21 protein-coding genes are annotated in these 24073 nt (G+C 68.0%); 12 read left to right on the top strand and 9 right to left on the bottom strand.

The annotated features are described in order from the left end of the window. Position 1: 1 nt before the first annotated feature. The 3 genes from ACSHSS_RS13420 (at position 2) to ACSHSS_RS13430 (ending at position 3654) form a co-directional block, all read left to right on the top strand. Positions 2-994, top strand: a complete 993-nt coding sequence (locus ACSHSS_RS13420) for an ABC transporter ATP-binding protein (RefSeq protein WP_445545072.1) — start codon at positions 2-4, stop codon at positions 992-994. Beyond that, positions 991-2010 carry an ABC transporter ATP-binding protein gene (locus ACSHSS_RS13425; RefSeq protein WP_445545073.1) on the top strand — a complete coding sequence of 340 codons (1020 nt, stop codon included), beginning with the start codon at positions 991-993 and terminating at the stop codon, positions 2008-2010. The genes ACSHSS_RS13420 and ACSHSS_RS13425 overlap by 4 nt, the downstream gene beginning before the upstream one ends. A gap of 159 nt (positions 2011-2169) precedes the next feature. After that, positions 2170-3654 carry an OprD family porin gene (locus tag ACSHSS_RS13430; protein WP_445545074.1) on the top strand — a complete coding sequence of 495 codons (1485 nt, stop codon included), beginning with the start codon at positions 2170-2172 and terminating at the stop codon, positions 3652-3654. A gap of 46 nt (positions 3655-3700) precedes the next feature. Here the strand turns inward: ACSHSS_RS13430 and ACSHSS_RS13435 are convergent, their stop codons facing one another. From ACSHSS_RS13435 to ACSHSS_RS13445, 3 genes are all read right to left on the bottom strand, one after another. After that, positions 3701-4696: a DedA family protein/thiosulfate sulfurtransferase GlpE gene (locus tag ACSHSS_RS13435; protein ID WP_006413988.1), complete on the bottom strand. Its 996-nt coding sequence runs from the start codon at positions 4694-4696 to the stop codon at positions 3701-3703. Between the two features lie 155 nt (positions 4697-4851). Next, a complete protein-coding gene (locus tag ACSHSS_RS13440; protein ID WP_012216261.1) occupies positions 4852-5121 on the bottom strand; it encodes a hypothetical protein in 270 nt (89 codons plus the stop codon). Positions 5122-5388: 267 nt separating this feature from the next. Beyond that, complete coding sequence (locus ACSHSS_RS13445) at positions 5389-7716, bottom strand: phosphocholine-specific phospholipase C (protein ID WP_445545075.1); 2328 nt, start codon at positions 7714-7716, stop codon at positions 5389-5391. A gap of 629 nt (positions 7717-8345) precedes the next feature. Between ACSHSS_RS13445 and ACSHSS_RS13450 the strand changes: the two genes are divergently transcribed. Together ACSHSS_RS13450 and ACSHSS_RS13455 are read left to right on the top strand one after the other, a co-directional pair. Further along, positions 8346-8846: a GNAT family N-acetyltransferase gene (locus ACSHSS_RS13450; RefSeq protein ID WP_217042312.1), complete on the top strand. Its 501-nt coding sequence runs from the start codon at positions 8346-8348 to the stop codon at positions 8844-8846. Between the two features lie 148 nt (positions 8847-8994). Next, entirely contained in the window at positions 8995-10590 is a 1596-nt protein-coding gene (locus tag ACSHSS_RS13455; protein WP_445545076.1) for a thioredoxin family protein, read from the top strand. Positions 10591-10614: 24 nt separating this feature from the next. On the opposite strand, the gene ACSHSS_RS13460 is transcribed toward ACSHSS_RS13455, so the two are convergent. Together ACSHSS_RS13460 and ACSHSS_RS13465 are read right to left on the bottom strand one after the other, a co-directional pair. After that, positions 10615-10866 carry a DUF4148 domain-containing protein gene (locus ACSHSS_RS13460; RefSeq protein ID WP_445545077.1) on the bottom strand — a complete coding sequence of 84 codons (252 nt, stop codon included), beginning with the start codon at positions 10864-10866 and terminating at the stop codon, positions 10615-10617. A 364-nt stretch (positions 10867-11230) separates the two neighbouring features. Then, positions 11231-12634: a GntP family permease gene (locus tag ACSHSS_RS13465; RefSeq protein WP_006397414.1), complete on the bottom strand. Its 1404-nt coding sequence runs from the start codon at positions 12632-12634 to the stop codon at positions 11231-11233. Positions 12635-12951: 317 nt separating this feature from the next. On the opposite strand from ACSHSS_RS13465, the gene ACSHSS_RS13470 reads away from it, so the two are divergent. The 5 genes from ACSHSS_RS13470 to ACSHSS_RS13490 all read left to right on the top strand — a co-directional run bounded on the left by ACSHSS_RS13470 (position 12952) and on the right by ACSHSS_RS13490 (position 18783). After that, positions 12952-14448, top strand: a complete 1497-nt coding sequence (locus ACSHSS_RS13470) for a sigma-54 interaction domain-containing protein (RefSeq protein WP_217084425.1) — start codon at positions 12952-12954, stop codon at positions 14446-14448. A gap of 114 nt (positions 14449-14562) precedes the next feature. Next, positions 14563-15090 carry a hypothetical protein gene (locus ACSHSS_RS13475; RefSeq protein ID WP_060041324.1) on the top strand — a complete coding sequence of 176 codons (528 nt, stop codon included), beginning with the start codon at positions 14563-14565 and terminating at the stop codon, positions 15088-15090. A 61-nt stretch (positions 15091-15151) separates the two neighbouring features. Beyond that, positions 15152-15436 carry a hypothetical protein gene (locus tag ACSHSS_RS13480; RefSeq protein ID WP_012468072.1) on the top strand — a complete coding sequence of 95 codons (285 nt, stop codon included), beginning with the start codon at positions 15152-15154 and terminating at the stop codon, positions 15434-15436. Positions 15437-15536: 100 nt separating this feature from the next. After that, the gene (locus ACSHSS_RS13485) at positions 15537-15830 is read left to right on the top strand and encodes an H-NS histone family protein (protein WP_006397409.1); all 294 of its coding nucleotides are present in this window, start codon (positions 15537-15539) and stop codon (positions 15828-15830) included. 598 nt (positions 15831-16428) lie between these two features. Beyond that, a complete protein-coding gene (locus ACSHSS_RS13490; RefSeq protein ID WP_445545078.1) occupies positions 16429-18783 on the top strand; it encodes a bifunctional acetate--CoA ligase family protein/GNAT family N-acetyltransferase in 2355 nt (784 codons plus the stop codon). 620 nt (positions 18784-19403) lie between these two features. On the opposite strand, the gene ACSHSS_RS13495 is transcribed toward ACSHSS_RS13490, so the two are convergent. Both ACSHSS_RS13495 and ACSHSS_RS13500 read right to left on the bottom strand, forming a co-directional pair. Continuing rightward, positions 19404-19955 (bottom strand): hypothetical protein, encoded by a 552-nt coding sequence (locus ACSHSS_RS13495; protein WP_012216270.1) that lies wholly within the window; start codon positions 19953-19955, stop codon positions 19404-19406. Between the two features lie 245 nt (positions 19956-20200). Further along, positions 20201-21022, bottom strand: coding sequence for an IclR family transcriptional regulator (locus ACSHSS_RS13500; RefSeq protein WP_035955814.1), 822 nt, complete (start codon positions 21020-21022; stop codon positions 20201-20203). A 664-nt stretch (positions 21023-21686) separates the two neighbouring features. Here ACSHSS_RS13500 and ACSHSS_RS13505 point away from each other — a divergent pair. Continuing rightward, entirely contained in the window at positions 21687-22535 is an 849-nt protein-coding gene (locus tag ACSHSS_RS13505; RefSeq protein WP_012216272.1) for an ureidoglycolate lyase, read from the top strand. A 143-nt stretch (positions 22536-22678) separates the two neighbouring features. On the opposite strand, the gene ACSHSS_RS13510 is transcribed toward ACSHSS_RS13505, so the two are convergent. Beyond that, positions 22679-23062 carry a VOC family protein gene (locus tag ACSHSS_RS13510; protein ID WP_445545079.1) on the bottom strand — a complete coding sequence of 128 codons (384 nt, stop codon included), beginning with the start codon at positions 23060-23062 and terminating at the stop codon, positions 22679-22681. Positions 23063-23161: 99 nt separating this feature from the next. On the opposite strand from ACSHSS_RS13510, the gene ACSHSS_RS13515 reads away from it, so the two are divergent. Further along, positions 23162-23800, top strand: coding sequence for a CGNR zinc finger domain-containing protein (locus ACSHSS_RS13515; protein ID WP_445545080.1), 639 nt, complete (start codon positions 23162-23164; stop codon positions 23798-23800). A 60-nt stretch (positions 23801-23860) separates the two neighbouring features. Here ACSHSS_RS13515 and ACSHSS_RS13520 read toward each other — a convergent pair. After that, on the bottom strand, positions 23861-24073 hold a 213-nt coding region (locus ACSHSS_RS13520; protein ID WP_445545081.1), incomplete at its 5' end, for a helix-turn-helix domain-containing protein.

Genomic DNA, 24073 nt, shown 5'->3' on the forward strand with positions numbered 1-24073 from the left:
GATGGCTGCACTACTTGAAGTCGACAACCTCGGCGTGCGCTTCACGCGCAAGGATGCGCCGCCGATCGACGCCGTCAGCGGCGTGTCGTTCTCGCTCGAAGCCGGCAAGACGCTCGGCATCGTCGGCGAATCGGGCTCCGGCAAGAGCCAGACCGTGATGGCACTGCTCGGGCTGCTCGCCGCGAACGGCACGACGAGCGGCACCGCGCGCTATCGCGGCGAGGATCTGCTCGCGATGGACACGCGCGCGCTGAATGGCGTGCGCGGCGACCGGATCGCGATGATCTTCCAGGATCCGATGACGTCGCTCAATCCGTTCCTGACGATCGAGCGGCAGATGACCGAGACGCTGCAGCTGCATCGCGGGCTGTCGCGCAAGGCCGCGACCAAGCGCGCGATCGAGGCGCTCGAGTCGGTGCGCATTCCCGACGCCGCGCGGCGCATCCGCATGTATCCGCACGAGTTCTCGGGCGGCATGCGGCAGCGCGTGATGATCGCGATGGCGCTGCTGTCCGAACCCGAAATCCTGATCGCCGACGAGCCGACCACGGCGCTCGACGTGACCGTGCAGGCGCAGATCATCGATCTGCTGCGCGAGCTCAATCGCGAGCGCGGCACCGCGATCGTGCTGATCACGCACGACATGGGCGTGGTCGCCGGCCTCGCGGACGACGTGATGGTCATGTATGCGGGCCGCACCGTCGAATACGCGCCGGCCGAATCGATCTTCGCGGCGCCGTCGCATCCGTACACGATCGGGCTGCTGAACGCGCTGCCGCGGCTGACCGACGCCGACGACGCGCCGCTCGTCGCGATTCCCGGCAATCCGCCGATGCCCGGCACCGCGCCGGCCGGCTGCGCATTCGCGAAACGCTGCTCGTATGCGGAGGATCGCTGCGGCACGCTGCGCCCCGCGCTCGAAACCTACGGCGCCGCCGGTGCGGTGCGCGCCTGCCATCGGCCGCTGGCCGATCTGACGGGAGGACTGCGATGAGCGTCAACGAACGCCGCGAGGCCGGCGCGAGCGGCGACACGCTGCTCGCCGTCGACGGGCTGAAGGTGCATTTCCGCGTGCCGCTCGGCGGCTATCCGTGGTCGCCGAAGGGCACGCTGCGTGCCGTCGACGGCGTCTCGTTCGACGTGAAGCGCGGCGAGACGGTGGGCCTCGTCGGCGAATCGGGCTGCGGGAAGTCGACGCTCGCGCGTGCGCTGATCGGCCTCGTGCCGATGACGGCCGGCACCGTGAGCTGGCGCGGCGAGGCCGTCGCGCCGGCGCAGCTGCGCGGCACCGCGATGCGGCGCGAAGTGCAGATGATCTTCCAGGATCCGCTCGCGTCGCTCGATCCGCGCATGACGATCGAGCAGGTCGTCGCCGAGCCGCTCGTCACGCATCAGCCGGGCCTCGGCCGTACCGAAGTGCGCCGCCGCGTGATCGCGATGCTCGAGCGCGTCGGGCTGAACGCGCATCACCTGCTGCGCTATCCGCATGAATTTTCCGGCGGCCAGTGCCAGCGCGTCGGGATCGCGCGTGCGCTGATCGGCGAGCCGAAGCTCGTGATCTGCGACGAACCGGTGTCGGCGCTCGACGTGTCGATCCAGGCGCAGATCGTGAACCTGCTGCGCGACCTGCAGCGCGATCTGTCGCTGTCCTATCTGTTCGTCGCGCACGACCTCGCGGTCGTGAAGGCGATCAGCCGGCGCGTGCTCGTGATGTATCTCGGCCGCGTGATGGAGTTCGGCACGCGCGACGACGTCTACCGCGTGCCGCAGCACCCGTACACGCGCGCGCTGCTCGAGGCGGCGCCGACGCCGGACCCGGCACGCGAGCGCGCGCGCCGGCCGATGCTGCTGGCGGGCGAGATGCCGTCGCCGCTGAACCCGCCGTCGGGCTGCGCGTTCCGCACGCGCTGCCCGGTGGCGATCGACGCGTGCGCGCAGGACGTGCCGCTGCCGGAGGTGCGGCACGGCTCGGCGGCGCGCGTCGCCTGCATCCGGGCGGGTGCGGCATGAACGTCGAACGACGATAAGCAGGCAGGTCGACAGGGGTAAGTGCGGCGCGAACGATCTTCGCGTCGCGGGTACAGGCGCGTCCGTAGCCGGTCGCGCCGGGTGGGGGCCGGGCGCGGATCGCGACCGGCGGGACGACATCAACACAAGAAGAGAACCACGATGAAAAAGCAGAAGACGATCGGGACGGCATCGAAGATGCTGCTTGCATGGGGACTGCCGGCGCTCGCCGGTGTCTCGCTGACGGGCATCGCGCGCGCCGACGACGCGGCGCCCGCGCCGCTGACGGTCGCGCAGGCCGCGCCGGCCGCGCCGGCCGCCGGCGCGAGTGCGAGCGTCGCACAGGCGACGACGCCGAACGCCGTTGTCAACGCGGAGGCCAGCCAGGCCGTCACGCCGTCCGACGAGCAACCGTCCGCGCAATCGAAGTCGAAAGGCTTCATCGCCGACAGCCATCTCGACTTCCTGTTCCGCAATTACGCGGACGTGCTCGACAACAAGGGCGGACCGCACCGTCACGCATGGATCCAGGGCGTGATGGCGAACTTCGAGTCCGGCTATACGACCGGCCTGATCGGTATCGGCTTCGACGCATCGCTGTATGCGGCGCTGAAGCTCGACGGCGGCGCGGGCGCGGGTAGCATGGCGCACATCGCGAAGGGCGGCGGCGGCTCGAACCAGCTCGCGTGGGCCTATCCGGGCATCTACGACGTGAAGGCGCGCATTTCGAACACGGTGATCAAGTACGGTCTGCAGGCCGTCGACAACCCGTTCATGGAGCAGCACGACAACCGCGCGCTGCCGCCGACGTTCCTCGGCGCGACGATCGTCAGCAACGAATTCAAGAACGTGATGCTCGAAGCGGGCAGCTTCACGAAGACCGACGCGCGCGGCCACTCGACGCTCACGAACCTGACGACGCAGTACGGCGGTACGCGCGTGAACCGGATCACGTATGTGGGCGGCACGTGGGACTACTCGCCGAACGGCGAAGTCGCGCTGTACGCGAACCAGGCCGACGACGTGTGGCACCAGTACTACGCGTCGGTGAAGCACAGCATCGGCAGCCCGCAGACGATCAAATGGACGGGCTTCGGCAACGTCTATTCGACGCACGACACCGGCGACGCGCTGCAGGGCAAGATCAACAACAACGCGTACAGCCTGTCGCTCGCCGCGCAGCACGGCCCGCACGAGCTGCTGCTCGCGTATCAGCAGATTCTCGGCGACCAGTTCTTCGACTATCTGAACGAAACGAACGGCATCTTCCTCGCGAACTCGATGGACGTCGACTACAACGCGCCGCATGAAAAGTCGCTGCAGCTGCGCTACACGTTCTACGGCAAGGAAGCGGGGCTGCCGGGCTTCAAGGCGATGGTATGGGGCGTGACGGGCTGGGGCGCGGACGGCAGCGCGGGCGCGGCGAACGATCCGAGCCACTCGAGCATCTACTGGAGCAACGGCGCGCCGGTGCAGGGCCGTCACCACGAGTTCGGCTTCATTCCGTCGTACACGTTCCAGAGCGGCAAGCTGAAGGACACGAAGGTCACGTTCATCGCGATGTGGCACAACGGTTCGACGCACTACTCCGATGCGACGAACCGCGAGTACCGTCTGGTCGTGAACCTGCCGCTGCACGCGTTCTGATCGCACGGCGCCGGCGCGCGCCGCCGCTGCGCGGCGCGGTGCGCGCTTACGCGGGCTTGTGCAGCCCGGCGACCGGCTCGTTCGCGGCCGGCGGCAGATCGGTCGCGAGCGACGCCAGTTCGCGACCGGTGTCGCGCCAGGCGTCGAGGCCGCCGCGCAGTGCGAGCGCGTCGGTGAAGCCCGCGTCGAGCAGGCGCTTCGCCATCAGCGCGGCCGTCACCTCGTTCGGGCACGAGCAATAGACGACGAACTTCTGCGTGAGCGGATAGCGCGCGACGATGTCGGCGATCTGCCGTTCGTCGGCGAACTGCGCGCCGGGGATCGTGAACGGATCGAGCTTGCGATGCTCGGGCGAGCGCACGTCGAGAATCACCGGTGCCGCGTCGTCGCGCAGCAGCGCATCGAGCTCGTCGACGCCGATCCGCGCATGTGCGAGCTGGCGGATCAGCGCGCGGCGGCGCACCCAGCGAATCGCCGCATAGACGGCGAGCAGCGCGACGATCACGACCAGCACCGCATGACCGAGGCGGCTCGCGCCCGCGAACAGCCAGTCGATCTGCCGATAGAACACGAGCCCCGCGACGAGGCCGGCGATCGTCCAGAGCGCGGCGCCGAGCGCGTCGTAGCCGACGAACGTGCGATAGCGCGTATGCAGCGCGCCCGCCATCGGCACCGATACCAGCGACAGTCCGGGAATGAAGCGTGCTACCGCGAGCACGCGCACGCCGTAGCGGCCGAAGAAGCGCTCGGTTTTCTTCACGCAGGTGTCGCGCGACAGCGACAGCCGGCAGATCGTCTTCAGCGTCGCGCCGCCGTAACGGCGCCCTGCGACGTACCAGACGGTATCGCCGAGCAGTGCGCCGAGCACCGACAGCGCAATCACCGTCGCGAGCTGCGAGCCGATCATCGCCGGATGCATCGCGGCCATCGCGCCGAACAACACGAGCGTCGGCATCGCGGGCACGGGCAGGCCGATCGCCGCCGCGAGCACGTTGGCGAATACGAGAAGCGGCCCGTACTGGGCGACGAGATCACGAAGCATGACGGCTGGCCGAAAAGAACATGCGCAGGCAGGGTGCGCAGATGGGCCGATTATCGGCCATTTTCAAGACGGCGGCGGGAATGACGGAAAGCGCCTGACGGCGGCAGGGACATGCCGGTGAGCGCGCGCGCTGCGCGCCGCTCACCGTCGGAATCTCACGAAGGGGTGCGCGCGAGCGAAGCGGCGCCGTGGTGTTCGCCCGGCAGTTCGGCGCCGTGCGAGCGGATCGCCGCGATCAGTTCGGCCGGCGTGATCTCGTAGCGGACCTCGCGATGAATGCCGGGCTTGCGTTCGTCGATTTCGATCAACAGCACGCTCTTGCCGTCGCCGGTCGCTTCGAGCCGGAGCGAGCGCAGCTCGCGGCCGTCGGCCGGGTCGTGTTCGGTGAGCAGGGTCATTGCCCCGGATGAGCCGGTAGTGCGCATCGAACCTATCCTCGTGTCGTTGTGCCGTGGGGGGCGAAGGTGTCGTTGTTGAAAAACTGCGAAACAGGTTGACGCAGTTTAACGCGAACGGACGGCATTACGGAGCATTTTCGTAGGGGTCGAAAAGAGGGCTACACCACACTTCCGTCAGATGTTTTCGCGTGCGCCGCCGCGCGTTTGCGCGTGGCGGCGCCGGGTGGCGCGCGGGTGTCGGGCGGCGCCGACGGGCGGCCCGGCGACGCGCAGGCGTGCGCGTCGCCGCGGCGGTCAGAAGCGGTCGGCGATGCCCATCGCCGGATCGCTGACCGAATGCCGGCCCGTTTCGACGCGGCCGGCGATGCGCCGCGCATAGCGCGCGTCGTGATCGGCGGTCACGATGAAGTCATACCAATAGCCGGTCGCGTCGAGCTTCCAGTGCAGCTCCGATTGCGTGCCGCCGCGCACCGTGACGGTCCACGTCGTGCCCGTGCCCGTGCCCGTGCCGTTGCCGTTGCCGTGACCGTGCGTGTCGGTCGCGCCGTGGCCCGCGAGCGGCCCGTAGACCTGATTCGAGCGGATCGTGAAGCGCACCGTGCCGCCGCCGTGGTTGCTCAGCCGCAGGTGCAGGTTGCCGCTCGCGCCCGCGTAGCCGACGCGGATCTCCGGATTCGGCGCGCCGGCCGCGGCAATGCGCGTGAGGTCGCCGGTGAAGCGGCGGTGATAGCCGTTCGGGCCGAGCACCCACAGATCGTATTGACCGTTGTCGTCGGCCATTGCCGCCCAGTCGCCGTGCAGCGTCTTGCCGGGCTCGACCGCGTAGCGGCGCGGCACGCGATCGAGATGGAGCTTGTCGTAGACGTGGAATACCGCGGCCGCGTCGCCGGTATTCGCGAACTTCAGACGCAGCATGCCGCTGCGTGCGTCGGCCTGCGCGCTCGCGTGCAGCTCGTACGGCAACGCGCGCGACGGTCGCACGCCGATGGTCTGTGCGGGCGGCGCGGGCGTGGCCGGCGGCGCGATCTTCGGAGCGGCCTGCTGCGCGGCACTCAGCGCGTCGACCTGGCTCTTCGTCGAACGGCCCGCGAGCGTCGGCAGCGGCTCGTTGTTCGGCGAGCGGAAGTTGAAGGCGCTCGTCAGGTCGCCGCAGATTGCGCGCCGGTATCCGCTGATCTGCGGCTCGACGACGCCGAAGCGTTTCTCGAGAAAGCGCAGCGTCGACGTATGGTCGAACACCTGCGAGTTCACCCAGCCGCCGCGGCTCCACGGCGACACGACCCACATCGGCACGCGCGGCCCGGGGCCGTACGGGCGTCCGTCCGCGGCCGGCTGGCTCGACGTGGCCGGTGCGAAGTCGTGATACTCGGCGGCGACGTCGGCGCCCGACAGCGTGTAGCCGCCCGCGAGCGTGCCGTCCGCATTGCGCGACGGCGCGGCCGGCGACGGCATGTGATCGAAGAAGCCGTCGTTTTCGTCGTAGTTGATCAGCAGCACCGTCTTGCTCCAGACCTCGGGGTTCGCGGTCAGCGCATCGAGCACCGCCTGCACGTACCAGCCGCCCTGCGCAGGGCTCGACGGCCCCGGATGCTCGCTGTACGCGGACGGCGGGATGATCCACGACACGGCCGGCAGCCGGTCGTTGCGGATGTCGTCGCTGAACGACTCGAGAAAGCCGTACGGCATCGTGTTGCCGAAGCCCTTTGCGAGCGGGCTCAGCGGATCGTCGATGGCCGGATCGTAGAACGGGCCGGCGGCCGTCACCGGCTGCGTGATGTCGGTCGACGCGACGTAGACCGGCCGACGCGCGGCCGGCATCCGCTCGATGGCCGCGCGCCAGTGGCGAAAGCCCATCATCTCGTTGCAGCCGAAGTTGTCGATCAGGCTCTGGTACACCTTCCAGCTCACGCCCGCCTGCTGCAGCCGGTCCGCGTACGTCGTCCACGTCCAGCCCTGCGTCGACGGGCCGATGTCGTTGCCGCCGTTGAACTGGTTGTTCAGCGCGGCGACCTTCACGCGGCTGCCGTCGACGGGGCTGATGCCGGACGGGCCGTTGGTGCCGCTCCAGTAGAACAGGCGGTTCGCGATCGTGCCCGTATGCATTCCGCAGTGATAGTGGTCGCACAGCGTGAACGCGTCGGCGAGCGCGCGCTGGAACGGCACTTCGGCCGCGTCGTAGTAGCCCATCGACAGCGTGGTCTTCGCGTCGGGCCAGCGGTTCATGCGTCCGTGGTCCCACGCGGCCTGCGCGTCGGCCCACGTGTGCGGCGTGCCGCCGGCGCGCTGCGCGTTGCCCTTGCTCGCGTCGAGGTGATACGGCGTGACGGTAACCGCGGGCGTCGTCTTCGTGTACGTCTGGTAGAACACGTCGCGACCGTTCGGCGACGGCACCGCGAAACGGTCGCCGTAGCCGCGCACGCCCTTGAACGTGCCGAAGTAGCTGTCGAACGCGCGGTTCTCCATCATCAGCAGCACGACGTGCTTCACATCGTTGATGGTGCCCGTTTCGTGAAAGGCGGGAATCGCGAGCGCGCGGCGGATGCTCGGCGGAAACGCGGACAGCGCCGCGGCCGAGAGGCCGGCGGTGGCAGTCTGCTGGAGAAATTTGCGGCGTGACGTCATGGCGTTCGAGTCCTCTGATGATGGGAGCGTTCGTGACTTCGTCTGGTTGCGCCCAAGCGTCGTCCCCCCCTGGGACGGTCCGCGATGCGCGTGCGTGCGGATGCGCCGGCCGCGCGCCCGATGGGCGCGCCTCACGGACGACGCGCTGCGTCGCGTGGCGGTGTCGGCCGTCGTTGCCGCCTCGTCGTTCGCGCGTTCGTCATGCGCGGGACGGGATGTCGGCACGCGCCGGCCCGGCGCATGCCGGGCAGGGCGGCGCCTAGTCTAGGGAGCCGACGTGACGTCGACGTGATGGAGAAATGACATCGCGTGTCGTTCTCATGACGTTGTGTGTGCAACGAACGGCGTGCGGGTGAATGAAGGGTGGAGGTGGTGAGAAATTTACCGATTCACATGGCGCGGTCGGTAAAAAAGTGCCCCGCCCGCATGAGATGGCTTGGCCGCCAGGCCGTTGCGAGCGCAACCGAATCGGCGGCGATGGTTTGGTTTCGTCAGGTGACATCGACATGCCGGGCGAGAACAAGCGGCAAGCGTGTTGCATTCGCATGAAACCGGATATGCTCGACGGCATGCGGTACGCGCACCGCCGCATGCCCTTGAAAGAACGATACCTCGGACGCTCCCCCGTCATGACCGACATCACGATCCGGCACAGCGACGCGCACGACGTCGACGCCATCCGAACAATCTCCGCGCAACCGGCGGTCTGCAAGAACACGCTGCAGCATCCGTTTCCGTCGTTCGAGAAATGGCAGCAGCGGCTCGAACGCATTCGCGAACAGGGCGTGAGCCTCGTCGCCGAAGTCGATGGCGCGGTGGTCGGCCATCTTGCCCTGCATACCGAACCGAATCCGCGGCGCCGTCATGCGGCCGGGCTCGGCATGATGGTCGATGCGTCGCATCACGGGCGCGGCATCGGCAGCCGGCTGCTCGCGGCCGCGATCGACCTCGCCGAGAATTGGCTCAACGTCACGCGTATCGAGCTGACCGTGTTCGTCGACAACCGCGCAGCGGTCGCGCTCTACGAAAAGCACGGTTTCCGCATCGAAGGCGAATCGCCCGACTACGCGCTGCGCGACGGCGCATATGCCTCGGTCTATCGCATGGCGCGGCTCAGGCCGCGGCCGTGAGGCCGAGCGGCCCGTGCCTCATATTCATTCGAGAATTCGTTCGTTTTCAAGCGGGCGCCTGCATCGTATCGTCGAGCGATTTGCCGGCCGTCGCGACAGGCGCGCGACGCGTCTTCCCGCCATCGTCTTTTCAACGGAACCCGCTTCGATGAAAACCGTTATCCGAACTCTGACTGCCGCCTGCCTGTTCGCCGCATCGGGTGCGGCGTTTGCCACCGCCGCGCCGCAGGAAGGCGTCGCGGCGAGTGCGTCGTCGCAGCGTACCCATCTGCCGCCCGGCATCGCGTGGCAGCAGGGCGACGTCGACGACGCCTTCGCGCTCGCGAAGCGCACCGGCAAGCCGCTGCTGCTGTACTGGGGCGCGGTATGGTGCCCGTCGTGCAACCAGGTGAAGTCGACGATCTTCAGTCAGCAGGCGTTCAAGACGCGCTCGTCGCTGTTCGTGCCTGTCTATCTCGACGGCGACACCGAGAGCGCGCAGAAGCTCGGCGAACGCTTCAAGGTGCACGGCTATCCGACGATGATCCTGTTCCGCCCCGACGGCACCGAGGTGACGCGGCTGCCGGGCGAGGCCGATCTCGACCGCTACATGCAGGCGCTGTCGCTCGGCATGACCGCCGCGCATCCGGTGCGGCAGACGCTCGCGAGCGCGTTGAAGGACGGTGCATCGCCGACGGCGGACGAGTGGCGCCTGCTGGCCGACTACTCGTGGGATACCGACGGTGCGCTGCCGGTGCCCGGCGATCGCGTCGCGCAGACATTACAGACGCTGTCGCAGCGCGCGCGGGCGGCCGGCGCGAAAGCCGAGGCGGCGCGCTTCGCACTGAAGGCGGCCGTGGTCGCCGCATCGGACGATCCGCCTCAGGCCGGCGCGCTCGACAAGTCGGCGCTCGCCGACGCATGGCGAACGGTGTTGGCCGATCGCGCGCTGTCGCGCGCCGATTCCGACGTGCTCGTGACGGCGCCGGCGCGCGTCGTCGCGTATCTCGGCGGCAGCGACGCGCAGCGCGCGAAGCTGCGCGGCGCATACGACGCGGCGCTCGCACGGCTGTCCGCCGATACGACGCTGTCGTCGATCGATCGTCTGATGGCATTGCACGGCCGCGTGCTGCTCGCGCGCGGCGAGGCGCGCAGCGGCGCGCCGCTCGATGCGCCGGCGCTCGTCGATACCGTGCGTCGGCAGATCGCCGCGTCGGTGCAGGGCGCGGCGAATCCGTACGAGCGGCAGGCGCTCGTCAGCGAAGGCGCGGATACGTTGACCGATGCCGGACTGTTCGACGAGTCGGACGCGCTGTTGAAAGCCGAATTGCCGCGCTCGTCGACGCCGTACTACTTCATGTCGGGGCTGGCCGCAAACGCGAAGGCGCGCGGCGACAAGGCGGCGGCGCTCGACTGGTACCGGAAGGCGTACGACACGGCGACGGGCCCCGCGACGAAGCTGCGCTGGGGCGCGACCTATTTCGCGAACGCGGTGCAACTGGCGCCCGAGGACTCGGCGCGGATCGAAGGCATTGCTGCGAGCGTGCTCGCGCAGGCCGGCAGGACGCGCGATGCGTTCTACGGCGCGAACCTGCGTGCGCTGACCAAGGTCGTCGCGCAATTGAACCGCTGGCGTAGCGGCGGCGCGCACGATGCGTCGGTCAGGACCGTCGTCAGGCAGTTCGACGAGGTATGCGGCAAGCTGCCCGCGGGCGACCCGCAGGCAGCGGCGTGCGCGAAGCTGATTCAGCCCGTGAAGACGTGACGGCCGCCGTGGCCGTGCCGAGGATCAACGGCCCGATTCCGACGACGCGTCGCGCGCGCTGCCGTATCCGGCGCCGTTCTGCTGCGCGATCTTCGCTTCGGCCGATTGGATGCTGGCCGGATAGAACCAGTCGCTCGACTGGAAGCCGGCCTGCTTCAGTGCCTTCACTTCGGCACGGACCTGCGCACGCGTGAGCGGCTGGTTCGACTGCGCATGGGCGACGACCGGGCCGGAGACGGCCAGGGCAAGGGCAACCGCTTGAATCAGGCGCTTCATGATCGGGACCTCCAGGTTTCCTTTGAATCGGCCGCGCTTCGTGTCACGAATGCGTCGGGCGACGTTGAAACCAGTGTAGGCCGGGCCGACCGCATGAAAAATGCGCCGGCGACCAATGCAGTGTTTTGCTGCGGACAACAATGACGGCGGCGCGGTCGCGACCGAATGGCGCGGAGATGAGGGCGGTGCGATGGGCGCCGAGTGCGCCGGCGGCCGGGTGCCGGCCGGTATGGGACCGGACGCCGTCGAGGCGCCGGTCCGGCATGGCTGCATTCCTTTCGTGAAACGCGGGTAGAACGCACCGGCTACGGGGACGCGGCCGGCAGGCACGGGCGGCGTGCGAAGCGCCGCCCGCCGCAAGGGATTACACGAGCCCCGTCATGTAGTACACGGCGATCACGAAGAACACCGCGAGCGTCTTGATGACGGTGACCGCAAAGATGTCGCGATACGACTCGCGGTGCGTGAGGCCCGTGACGGCGAGCAGCGTGATCACGGCGCCGTTGTGCGGCAGCGTGTCCATGCCGCCGCTCGCCATCGCGACGACGCGATGCAGCACGTCCATCGGAATGTTGGCCGCTTGCGCGCCCTTGATGAACACGTCCGACATCGCGGCGAGCGCGATGCTCATACCGCCCGATGCCGAGCCCGTGATGCCCGCGAGCGAGCTGACCGATACCGCCGCGTTGACGAGCGGGTTCGGGATGCTCTTCAGCGCGTCGCCGACGACGAGGAAGCCCGGCAGCGCGGCGATCACGCCGCCGAAGCCGTATTCCGACGCGGTGTTCATCGCGGCGAGCAGCGCGCCGCCGACGGCCGCCTTCGAGCCGGCCGCGAAGCGTTCGCTGACGCGCTTGAACGCGGTCAGCACGACGAGCACGATGCCGAGCAGCAGCGCGGCCTCGACCGACCAGATCGCGACGACGGTCTTGATCGACGTCGTCACCGGCGCATGGACGCCCGGCAGCACTTCCGGCGCGACGGTGTACGACGCGGTGCCGTACCACTGCGGGATCAGCTTCGTGAACGCGAAGTTCGACACGCCGACCAGGATCAGCGGCAGGATCGCGAGCGCGGGATTCGGCAGCGACTGCGCTTCGACGCGCTCCGGCTCGTTGACGAGCGACGTGCCGTAGCCTTCGCCCTTCGCCATCGCGGCACGGCGGCGCCATTCGAGATACGCGAGACCGACGACGATGATGAACAGCGAGCCGATCGTGCCGAGTGCGGGCGCGGCCCATGCGGTCGTCTTGAAGAACGTGGTCGGGATGATGTTCTGGATCTGCGGCGTGCCGGGCAGCGAGTCCATCGTGAACGAGAACGCGCCGAGTGCGATTGCGCCGGGCATCAGCCGCTTCGGAATATTGCTCTGGCGATAGAGTTCGGCCGCGAACGGATAGACCGCGAACACGACGACGAACAGCGACACGCCGCCGTACGTGAGCAGCGCGCACACCGCGACGATTACCGCATTGGCGCGCGAGCGGCCGATGTAGCGGATCGCCGCATGGACGATCGACTCGGAGAAGCCGGACAGTTCGATCACCTTGCCGAACACCGCGCCGAGCATGAACACCGGAAAGTACAGTTTGACGAAGCCGACCATCTTCTCCATGAAGATGCCGGAGAAGACCGGCGCGACGGCGGCCGGATCGGTGAGCAGGACCGCGCCGAGTGCGGCGATCGGCGCGAACAGGATCACGCTGTAGCCGCGATACGCGGCAAACATCAGGAACGCCAGCGCGGCGAGGACGATCACGAAAGACAAGGGAAGTCTCCTAATTGCTTTGGTTGTTGTTCGGTCGGACGGTGCGCCGCGGACCGGCTCAGGTTCGTGCAGGTTTCGTGCCATCGGCCGCAATGCGCCGCCGGACGTGGTTCCGGCGTGGCCGGGCGGGCCCGCGCCGGCCAATGTCTGACGATTCTACGTGAAACGTCTCCGGATGGAGACGAATCGGCGATCGCGATCGCGTATCGACTCGGCGGGGGTGTTCCGCGACAAGGCAATCCGGCGTGTCTCCAAAATGAGATAATCCGTCCCGATACGGAGACATCCGACCGAAGATACACGGAGACGACGACACGATGATGAACGACTGGACCCGGCTGCCCGCCAACTACGGCGACGTGCTGCGGCGCGCCGCCGAGTCGCTGTTTCGCACATTCGAGGATTCGAGCGCGGGCACGGTGGTCGTCGATCGCGATGCGCGGATCGTCTGGATGAACGAGCGCTACGCGGCGCGTTTCGGCTTTGCCGATCCGCAGCAGGCCGTCGGCCTCGACTGCGAGGCCGTGATTCCGAACAGCCTGCTGCGCGAAGTCGTGTCGAGCGGCCAGCCGATCTTGCTCGACATCATGGAGACCGGCCGCGAACCGCTCGTCGTCACGCGGCTGCCGCTGAAGAACGAGGCCGGCGAGACGGTCGGCGCGATCGGCTTCGCGCTGTTCGATCAGTTGAAGACGCTCACGCCGATCTTCTCGCGCTACGCGCAGCTTCAGCAGCAGCTGATCGCGACGCAGCGCTCGCTCGCGCAGGCGCGCCGCGCGAAGTACACGTTCGCGAGCTTCGTCGGCACGAGCGCCGCGAGCCTCGAGACGAAACGACAGGCGCGCCGCGCCGCGCAAGTCGATTCGCCGGTGCTGCTGCTCGGCGAGACAGGCACCGGCAAGGAGCTGCTCGCGCATGCGATTCACGCGGCGTCTGCGCGTGCGCTGCAGCCGCTCGTGACCGTCAACGTCGCGGCGATTCCCGACACGTTGCTCGAAACCGAGTTCTTCGGCGCGGCGCCCGGCGCGTATACCGGCGCCGATCGCAAGGGCCGCGTCGGCAAGTTCGAGCTGGCCGATCGCGGCACGCTGTTTCTCGACGAGATCGGCGACATGCCGTTGCCGCTGCAGGGCAAGCTGCTGCGCGTGCTGCAGGACAAGGAATTCGAACCGGTCGGGTCGAACCGCATCGTGCGCGCGGACGTGCGCATCATTGCGGCGACGTCGGCCGATCTGCCGGCGCTCGTCGCGGCCGGACGCTTTCGCGCCGATCTCTATTACCGGCTCAATGTGCTGACGATTCATGCGCCGCCGCTGCGCGAGCGCGCGTCGGACATTGCGGCGCTCGTCTATGTGACGCTCGAGGAGCTCGCTGCGCAGCACGGGCGCGCCGCGCACTGCGAGCTGACCGACGACGCGTTGCGGATGCTCTGCGCTTATCCGTGGCCGGGCAACGTCCGCGAGCTGCGCAACACGCTCGAGCGTGCGCTGATGCTGTCGGATCGCGCGATCATCGATGCACGTGCGCTCGCGCCGTTTCTCGGACCGACGCGCGTGCATGCGGACGCCGCGCCGGCCGTGCCGGCGGCTGCCGTGCCGGCGGGCGGCGGGGGCGCCGGTTCCAGGTCCGGCTCCGGCGACCCGCATGCCGGGCAGCACGTGTCGTATGCGGACGCGCTCGCGGCGTGGGAACGCCAGTTCTTCACCGACGCGCTGGCCGCGTGCGACGGCAAGGTGGTGGAGGCCGCCGCGCGGATCGGCATCGGACGCGCAACGCTGTACAAGAAGCTCGCAGCGCTCGGTATCGGTCGATAGGCCGCTGCGTACCGCGCGGGTGCGCGCGCCTGCATGGTGCGCATCGGGTATGGGAACGATCGCGAAACACAGGCCGGCCGGCATGCGCGTGCGCATCGGCCGACAGGAGGCGATATGAAGCGAATCGGCATCGCAGGTTGGGTGACGTTGATGCTCGCGACGTCCGCGCTCGCGCAGACGGGCGATACCGACGCGCCCACGGCGCGGCGCAACTGGTACAACGATCCGTTCGTCGCGCTGTCGCGGGACATCGCCGAATGCCCGTTGCCGCTCGGCCCGTGGATGACGAAGGCCGAGATGCAGGACGACGCGCACTACCGCGTCGAGCGCGGGACGACCTGCTGGCTCGCGCATCGTTGCACGAAGCCGAACTCCTATCTGTACGACGCGCCGATCGCGGATGCCGCCAAGGCGCATTTCGCCGGATCCGAACGGCTGCGCGGCACGAGCCTGTGGATCACCGTGCAGCGGCGCTTCGTCTATGTCGAAGGCTGTGCGAATCCGGGATTCGATCGACAGGCGCTGCAACGCGAATTCGAGGCGCTGCCCGACGTCGAACAGGTTTTCATTCGCATCACCGACGATCCGGCACGAACGTTGCCGTATCGGACGCGCGGGCAGCCGGATCGCACGCCCAATTGAACAATAGGCGGCCGTGCATGGCATACTCGCGACATTTAAAAAAGGGTTGACGGAAAGAACAATGAAACACATGCTTGCGTCGGTCTGTCGGGGGCCTCGGGCGTTGCTGCGCGGGGCCGGGTTGTTGGCGCTCGTCGCGGCGCTCGGCGGGTGCGGCGGCGGTGCGCCGCTGTTCACGTCGGACGGACGCCCGACTACGCAGGTTCAATGCACGGGCGACTCGTGGAGCAATTGCACGGACAATGCACGCGCGATCTGCAACGGCGAGTACGACGTGCTCCAGCAATCGACGGATAACGGCACGCGAAGCCTGCTCTTCGCATGCCGCAAGAAAAGCGGCTATTGATCCCGCAATGGGCGGCTGAAAATACTTTCGGGTAACGCGCTTTTCTATTTGCTTGGTGTCGGCTATTTTTCATGAATAACCCTCAAGGAATCCCATCGATATGGCGACCTACCGGCAACTATCCGTGCAACTCGAAAGGCTTCAGCAAAAAATCGACAAGGAACGCGAGAAGGCGATTGCCGACGCGATAGCCGAGATCAAGGCGAAAATCGACGAATTCGACATTACGCCGGAAGAGCTCGGTTTTCGTCCGCTCGGTGCGCCGAGCGCAAAACCGAAGCGCACGTTGCCGCCGAAATATCGCAACCCGAAGACGGGTGAAACCTGGAGTGGCCGCGGGCGCGCGCCCGCGTGGCTCGGCAAGAACCGCACGCGATTCCTGATCGCCGACTGACTCCCGAAAATCCTCACCTTTCGCGTACCGACCGACGGTGCGACCGGCCTTGCGGCCGTCGCACCGTTCTGTTTTTCCGCGCATGCAAAAAGCATCGCGCCGTTCGATTGCGATGCGGTGCCACGCAATGGACCGATCGCATTTCGCGATTTCGCTGCGATTTGGGCCGCTATCGCGCTGAATTTCGGTAAACGGCCGCGCCATCGCGAACGTTGTCGCCACGTTATTCGCCATGCGACGCGTGCGGATACAAAGCGCATTTTCATCACCGTACGCGGCTGCGCGCAGCGCTGGATGGTGTTCCCGAACATTCTCACCTTCGCTCCTGTAAAGCCTCACCTTTGACGGCGGCACGTGTATCGATGGTCCGCGATGCGTCGGCGCTGCGATCGATGCACGCACGTCGCTCAGTGCGGTGCGCGGCACGCGACGTGTCGACGGTCGATGCATGATGCGCGGCTTGACGGCCGTCGGACAGCTGGCCGTTCGGCATATAGGCAGCCGCGGGCCGTTCGCCTATGCTTGGGATTCGCGGATCGGTGTGCGGCGCGGAGCCGTATGCCGGTCGGGCCGTGTTTCGTCAGCCAATGGAGCCGATGTGACTGTTCGCCATCTCGATGCCTTGTTTCAGCCCAGGTCCGTTGCGGTCGTCGGTGCATCGTCGCGTGCGGGCAGTATCGGCGCGATGGTATGGTCGCGCGTGCTCGACGGCGCGTTCGACGGCCCGGTGTGGCCCGTCAATCCCAAGCATCGCGAGCTCGACGGGCACGCGGTCGTACCCGACGTCGACCGGCTTCCTGCCCCGCCGTCGGTCGCGGTGATCTGTACGCGTCCGGCGACGTGGGCCGGCATCGTGCGCAAGCTCGGCGAGCTGGGCACGCGTGTGGCGATCATCATCGGCGATGCGCGCAGCGATGCCGATCGCGCGGCACTCGATCGCGCGCTGAAGGCCGCGAAGCCGTTCGTGCTTCGCATCGTCGGGCCCGGCAGCCTCGGCGTGCTGTCGCCCGCGCGTCACGCGCATTTCGGCGCGCCCGCTTATACGGTACGTTCCGGCGGCGTCGCATGGGTATCGCAATCGAATGCACTGACGAACGCGGTGCTCGGCTGGGCGAACGCACGCGGCCTCGGCTTTTCGCACGTCGTCGCGCTCGGCGGCGAAGCCGACGTCGATGCGGGCGACGTGCTCGACTATCTCGCCAGCGATCCGGGCACGCGCGCGATCCTGCTCGAGCTCGACTCGGTTCGCGCCGCGCGCAAGTTCATGTCGGCCGCACGTGCGGCGGCGCGCAACAAGCCGGTGCTCGCGCTGCGCACCGGTCGTGCGGATCCCGGCGACGGGCTCTACACGGCGGCGTTCCAGCGCGCGGGGATGGTCCGCGTCGATGCGCTCGACGATCTGCTCGACGAAATCGAGACGCTCGGTGTCGGTCGCGTCACGGCGCGCGGCGCAGCGACGCTCGTGACGAGCGACGCCGGAGTCGCGAAGCTTGCCGTCGATGCGATCGACGACGTGCGCGTCGCATTGGCCGAATGGCCGGCCGAGGTCGCGGCCGCGATGTCGGCTGCGCTGCCGCATCTCGACACGCCCGGCAATCCGCTCACGCTCGGCGACGATGCGCGGCCCGAGCATTTCGCCGCAGCGATCAAGGCGCTCGCGCCGTTCCCGCAAACAGGCACGCTGTTCGTCGTGCATTCGACGTCGCACAGCGCACCGGCCGATGCGGTGGCGCGCGTGCTGATCGACAACAGGCAGCACGCGCATCGCGGCGTGCTCGCGTGCTTCTTCGGCGCAGTCGATGCGGCCACACGCGACGCGCTGCATGCAAGCGGCATTCCCGTGCACTCGACACCGCAGCGGCTTGCGCGAGCGTATGCGCGTCTCGTCGACTACAACCTCGGGCGCCAGTTGCTGATGCAGACACCGGAAGGTACGCCTTCGCATCCCGCCGCCTGCATCGCGACCGCGCAAGCCGATGCGCGCCGGATGCTCGATGAGGGCCGGCATATGTTGACGGGCGATGCCGCGCTGCACTGGCTGTCCCACTTCGGTCTGCACGGCGAGGCAGACGAGCCGACCGAGGCCGCAATCGTCGACGTGACGGTCGACATGTACGACGATTCGAACTTCGGGCCCGTGTTTCGCTACGCCGTGCCGCCTGCCGACGGCGTATCGGCGCCGTTCGTCGTCTACGGGCTGCCGCCGCTCAACACGGTGCTCGCGCGTGCCGTGATCGCGCGTTCGCCTTATGCGCGGCGCGCGCCGATCGAGCCGGTGCTCGATGCACTGATCGCACTGTCGCAGGTCGTATGCGACGTGCGCGAAGTCGTCGCGATGTCGCTCACGTTGCGCGTGTCGCCGGGGCGCGTCGGCGTGATCGCGCCGCGCATGACGCTCGCGGCCGGACGGAGCCGGCTTGCGATCATGCCGTATCCGCGCGCGCTCGAACGCACGCTCGACTGGCGCGGCGAAACGGTGACGATCCGTCCGATCCGCCCCGAAGACGAGCCCGCGCACAGCGAGCTGCTGCGCGCGATGACGCCCGAAGATCTACGCATGCGCTTTTTTGGCGCGGTACGCAGCTTCGATCATTCGCAGATCGCGCGGATGACGCAGATCGACTACGACCGCGAGATGGCGTTCATCGCCGTCGTGAACGATGCGTCCGGGCAGGCGCACACGCTCGCCGTCGCGCGCGCGGTCAGCGATCCGGACAACGAGACGGCCGAATTCGCGATCGCGGTGCGGCCCGATCAGAAGGGCAAGGGGCTCGGGCGCCTGCTGCTGACGCGGATCATCGACTACGCGCGAGCGCGCGGTACCGCGTGGATGGTCGGCGAGGCGCTGCGCGAGAACGCGCCGATGATCGCGCTGGCGAAATCGTGCGGTTTCGAGGTGTCGGCGACGGAAGAGCCGGGTGTCGTCGGGTTCAGGATGAATCTGCAGCCTTAGTGAGTGCGAGGGCTGGGTGCGAGGCGAATGCGCGGGCCGGTCCGTGCGAGCGCTGGTCGATTTACCTGCGGCGGGAGTGTCGGCTGTGTCGATTCGCCTCGCGACCCCTCATCGGCATGGCGCGGCGCGACCGTGCGGCCGACGTCGTCCCGCGATACACGTTCCCGCCGACATTCCGGCTCGCGCGACCTCGACCGATCCCAAAAGGTGAGCTTTTTCAGGAGCGTCGCGTCAGGCATTTGCCATGCCAAACGGTGAGCCGATACGGGAGCGGTCGGTGAGCTTATGCAGGAGCCGAAAGTGAGCGTTTTCGGGAGCGTCCGGTGAGGTTTTCCGGGACGGACCTGCCGACGCGTAGTAAAAACAGGCGGTAAGCGTCGGCCGGACGCATCGGTGAGCGCTTGCGGGACCGCATGGTGAGAGGGTTCGGGAACTGCCGGTGAGGATCTGCAGGAGCCGAAGGTGAGCCTTTTCGGGAGGCGACGTGAGTGCTCACTGGCATTGAGGTGAGGTTTTACGGGAGCATGGTCGCGCGGTGCGTTTTTGGTGGGCGCGGTGCCGGCGTAAGCCGGCACGCCCGCCGCGCGCATCGCCCGCGCCGCACGGGCCCCGCGCGTTCCTCAGGCTGCGAGCTTCGCTGCCGCGTCGTTCACCTGAGCACGCGAGATCGCGAGCTCCTCGAGGTGCGTGTCGGCATAGACGGCGCCCGTTTCGCGTTCAAGTCGCGCGATCGTCAGCGCGCAACGCGCGGCGTCCTTCGGCATCGCGATGAAACGCTTGACCGACTCGCCGGACGTGAACGCGTCGAACAGCGCGCTGCGCACGTCGTCCGGCAGCGTCTTCGTCCACTGATACGGCTTGCCGTTGAACGTGATCGACGGCGGCAGCACGCGCTCTTTCTTCGTCGCCGTGATCAGCCCGTACGTGCGCGCCGCGTCGCCGATCTGCTCGGGCGAGAAGAGCTCGTCGGGCGTGATGTCGAACTGCTCGATGTAGCTTTCGATCGCCTGCATCGCGGCGGCGCGGTCGTCGCGCTTTTTCTGCGCGCGCGCGACGATGTCGCGGAGCTCGTCCGCCTCTTCGGGGGTGATCGTGAAGCTTGCCTGCTTCTGCTGAAGTTCGGAGAAACGCTGGAATTCTTGATCGTTCAGAAGTTTGGCCATGACATCCATCGGACACGACGGCCGCGATCGCAGCCGCCGTAGTTTTTGAGAGGGCCGCTATTCTAGCGTAGCGCGCACGCGCCCAGCGGCACGCGCGTGCGTGCCGCGATGTCCGTGCAACGCGCGTAGCGAACCGGCCGGCATCGCGCACGGCAGATGCCGGCCGCGCTCGCCGGAGCCGCTTGCCGCGTCGCCGGACCGACGACGGTCGCACCACGGCCGCACGTTGGCCGCACGTCGGCCGCGAGACCTCGTCAGCAAGTCTCCGTGCGATACATCGACAGATTGCGCGCCGTATCGCGCAGCCGTTCGACCACCTCGTCGATCGGCGGCGCCGCATGCGCGTCGATCCGGCGCATGTACGGACAGGTCAGCACGGCGATCGCCTGTCCCGACGGGCCGAGCAGCGGCGCGCTCAGATCGGTCACGCCATATGCCTGCCGGCTGTCCTGTTGCAGGAAACCGGCCTGCCGGATCGACTCGCACGCACTCGCGAGCTCCGCTTCGTTCAGCGGCGCTTCGCCCTGCACCTTCCGATGCTCGGCCAGCATGTGTGCGCGCTGCTCGGCGCTCTGGAACGCGAGCATCACGCTGCCCGATGCGGTATCGGCGAGCCCGACGCGCGAGCCGAGCCGCACCGACACGCCCCACGAGCCCGGCCCGTCGACCTGCGCGATGACGAGCAGGCTGCCGCGGTCGTAGACGGAGAGATGACACGATTGCTCGGCCGCATCGGCGAAGCGCTGCATCGGCGGCAGCGCCTCAGCGATCAGCCGGTTCATCGGCGGATGGCGATGCGCGAGCGCGAACAGCTTCAGGCTCAGCGTATAGCGATCGCCGCCCGGCGAGCGCATCACGTAGCGCCGCGCGACGAGGCGTTCGAGCATCCGGTAGATCTCGCTCGCGTTGCGGCCGAGCTCCTTCGTGATCTCGGTCCGCGTGAGGCCTTCCTTTTGTTCGGACAAAAGCTCGAGAATATCGAGCCCCTTGTCGAGCGCGGGCGCGCGATAGCGGTCGAGTGCCCGCAACGATTCCCGTGCGTCGCTACCGGGAAGCAGGTCGTTGTTCGTTTGCATTGTGGTGGACATGTCGTTCGAGAGTTGCCGACGATCGGCGGCGACGTACGCGGCAACGCGACCCGCAGGCGCCGACGAACGCGATGAAACAATTCGCGTAAGTCTGACAATAAACCTGCAGTGTGCAATGCAGCGTCTTTTTACCGATCGTTACCTGCCAAGAACGGGTCAGATGGCGTTCCCGATGACACGATTGCCGCGAATAGCCGATATTTGTGGCCCGACACGGCTCGCGCGGCACCTTGGCAGCATGTCCGCAGCGACGTCGCACCGTGCAACGCGCGCGATGCTGCGCCGCACCGCGCGCGATTTCGCCAATAGTCGGTATCCGTCGCGCGTCATTTCATGCTGCGCGGCCGATGGTACAAAGAGTCGCGGGCCAGCGACGGTGCGGGCCGCGCGCGACGCCGGCCGATGTGGAGGCGCGTCGCGACGCGGCTGCCGCGCCGTCGTCGCCGATGCGCAGACCGGTGGCCGCCCGTCCGATGCGCGCCGCGCCGTGCGGCGCCGCGATCGCTGCGCCCGCGCGAACCTCGCGCGTCGGCCGGCAGGTCGGCCATCGTGCCGCGCATGCCATCGACGATCGACGATCAATCCGGCGAGCCGCTGCGCGCTGCGGTGGCGGCCGGTATCCTGACACATTCGACTACAGAGGTTGAGCACGATGAAACTGCTTCGCTATGGCCCGCCCGGCCAGGAAAAGCCCGGCATTCTCGACGCGGACGGCCGCATCCGCGATCTGTCCGCCCATGTGCCGGATCTCGCGGGCGACGTCCTGTCCGACGCGGGTCTCGCGCGACTGCGCGCGCTGGATCCCGCCACGCTGCCGCTGGTGTCGGGCGAGCCGCGCATCGGCGCGTGCGTCGGCCGCGTCGGCAAGTTCATCGGCATTGGTCTGAACTATGCCGATCACGCGGCGGAAGCGGGGATGCCGGTGCCGAAGGAGCCGGTCGTGTTCGGCAAGTGGACGAGCTCGATCTGCGGCCCGAACGACGGAATCGACATTCCGAAGGGCTCGGTGAAGACGGACTGGGAAGTGGAGCTCGGCGTCGTGATCGGCGCGCCGTGCAAGGACGTCGACGAAGCGCGCGCGCTCGACTACGTCGCCGGTTATTGCGTGGTCAACGACGTGTCGGAGCGCGAATGGCAGATCGAGCGCGGCGGCCAGTGGGACAAGGGCAAGGGCTTCGACACGTTCGGCCCGATCGGCCCGTGGCTCGTCACGCGCGACGAGGTGCCGGACCCGCAGTCGCTCGACCTGTGGCTCGAAGTGGACGGCCACCGCTATCAGAACGGCAACACGCGCACGATGGTGTTCACCGTCGCGCAGCTGATCGCGTATCTGTCGAGCTGCATGACGCTGCAGCCCGGCGACGTGATCACGACCGGCACGCCGCCCGGCGTCGGGATGGGCATCAAGCCGGCGCCCGTCTATCTGAAGGCCGGCCAGATGGTGCGGCTCGGCATCGAAGGGCTCGGCGAGCAATTGCAGCTCACGCGCGCCGCGCGCTGAGCGGCACCGGCGGCAGACGGCGCGGGCCCGCTCGGGCTGCGCGCGAAGAGCCGAAAGCACACAGCCCGATACCGGATCGCCCGGTATCGGGCTGTCGTCGTTTACGCGGGCCGGCAGGCGTTCATTGCGCCGCCGGCCGGCCATCACACGATGTTGTCGAGTTCGCAATGCGCTTCGATCCGGTAACCGTCCGGATCGACGACGAACGCCGCGTAATAGCCGGGCCCGTACTGGTCGCGCTTGCCGGGGCCGCCGTTGTCCTGGCCGCCGTGCGCGAGCGCGGCGCGATAGAACGCGTCGACCTCGACCGGCGACGCCGCCTTGAACGAAATGTGCAGGCCCGATTCCGGGTCCGCGACGACCGGGCGCGCCGTACGCGTGAGCCAGAGCGACGGCTCGTCGGCGCCGTATCCAAGCGAGTCGGCGGCCGTGTGCAGCCGCTTGTAGCCGAGCGCGCCGAGCGTGTTGTCGTAGAACGTGCGGCTGCGCTCGATCTGCGCAACGCCGAAGGAAAGGTGATCGATCATCTGGGGCTCCTTGGACGGAAGGGGGACGTCAGTGCAGCAAACCGTTTTTAACCACCATGCCGGTTATGCTAGGAACCGTTTCGGCGCTTGTCAACCGGCATGGCGGTTAGTACGATCGCCGACATGAATGCCCGACGCGCCCCTACCCGGCCGGACTGCCTGATTCCGGCACCGGCCGACACCCTGAGCATCGATTTCGCGAACACGTTGTATTGGCGCGGCACCGAGCCGCCGACCGAAACCTTGCGGACGATCGACGACCTGTTCGCGTGGTGTCGCGATCAGGCCGGCGTGCCCGCGTGTGTCGCCGACGCGTGCCGCGCAGGGATCGACGACGAGCCGGCCTGGCTCGCGCATGCGCTCGCGTTGCGCGAGGCGTTGTATCGGCTGTTCCTTGCGCAGGCGGAGCAACGCGAGCCGCAGGCCGACGATCTGAAACAGGTGGGGGCGTTTCTCACGGAAGCGTCGCCGCGCGTCGCGCTCGCGCGCATGGACGGCCGCTATGCATGGCGAATGGAGCCGCCCGGCGCGACGCTCGCCGCGCTGCTGAGCCCCGTGCTGTGGTCGGCGACCGACCTGCTCGGCGGCGTACGGCTCGCGAAGGTGAAGCGGTGCGCGAACGACGCGTGCCAGTGGCTGTTCGTCGACGACAGCAAGAACGGCAGCCGCCGCTGGTGCTCGATGTCGTCGTGCGGCAATCGCGCGAAGGCGTACCGCCACTATCACAAGACGGACTGACGGCCGTCGTGCCGGCGCGTCGTAGCGCCGCGGCGTCCCGCAACGTCGTGCGACTCGCCGCTATTTCGCCGACAACTTCCGCCAAAGCGTCGTCTTGCTGATGCCGAGCATCGCGCACGCGCGATCGCGGTCGCCGCCGCAGGCGTCGAGCACCGCACGGATCTCGTCCGCTTCCGCGCGGCGGCGGCGCGCCTGCAGCGTCTGCGCGTCCTCGGCGTCGCCGCCGTCGGGCGGCGCGGCGAACAGCTCGGGCGCGATCGTCTGCAGTTTTTT

The sequence above is a fragment of the Burkholderia sp. BC1 genome, from assembly GCF_052683555.1.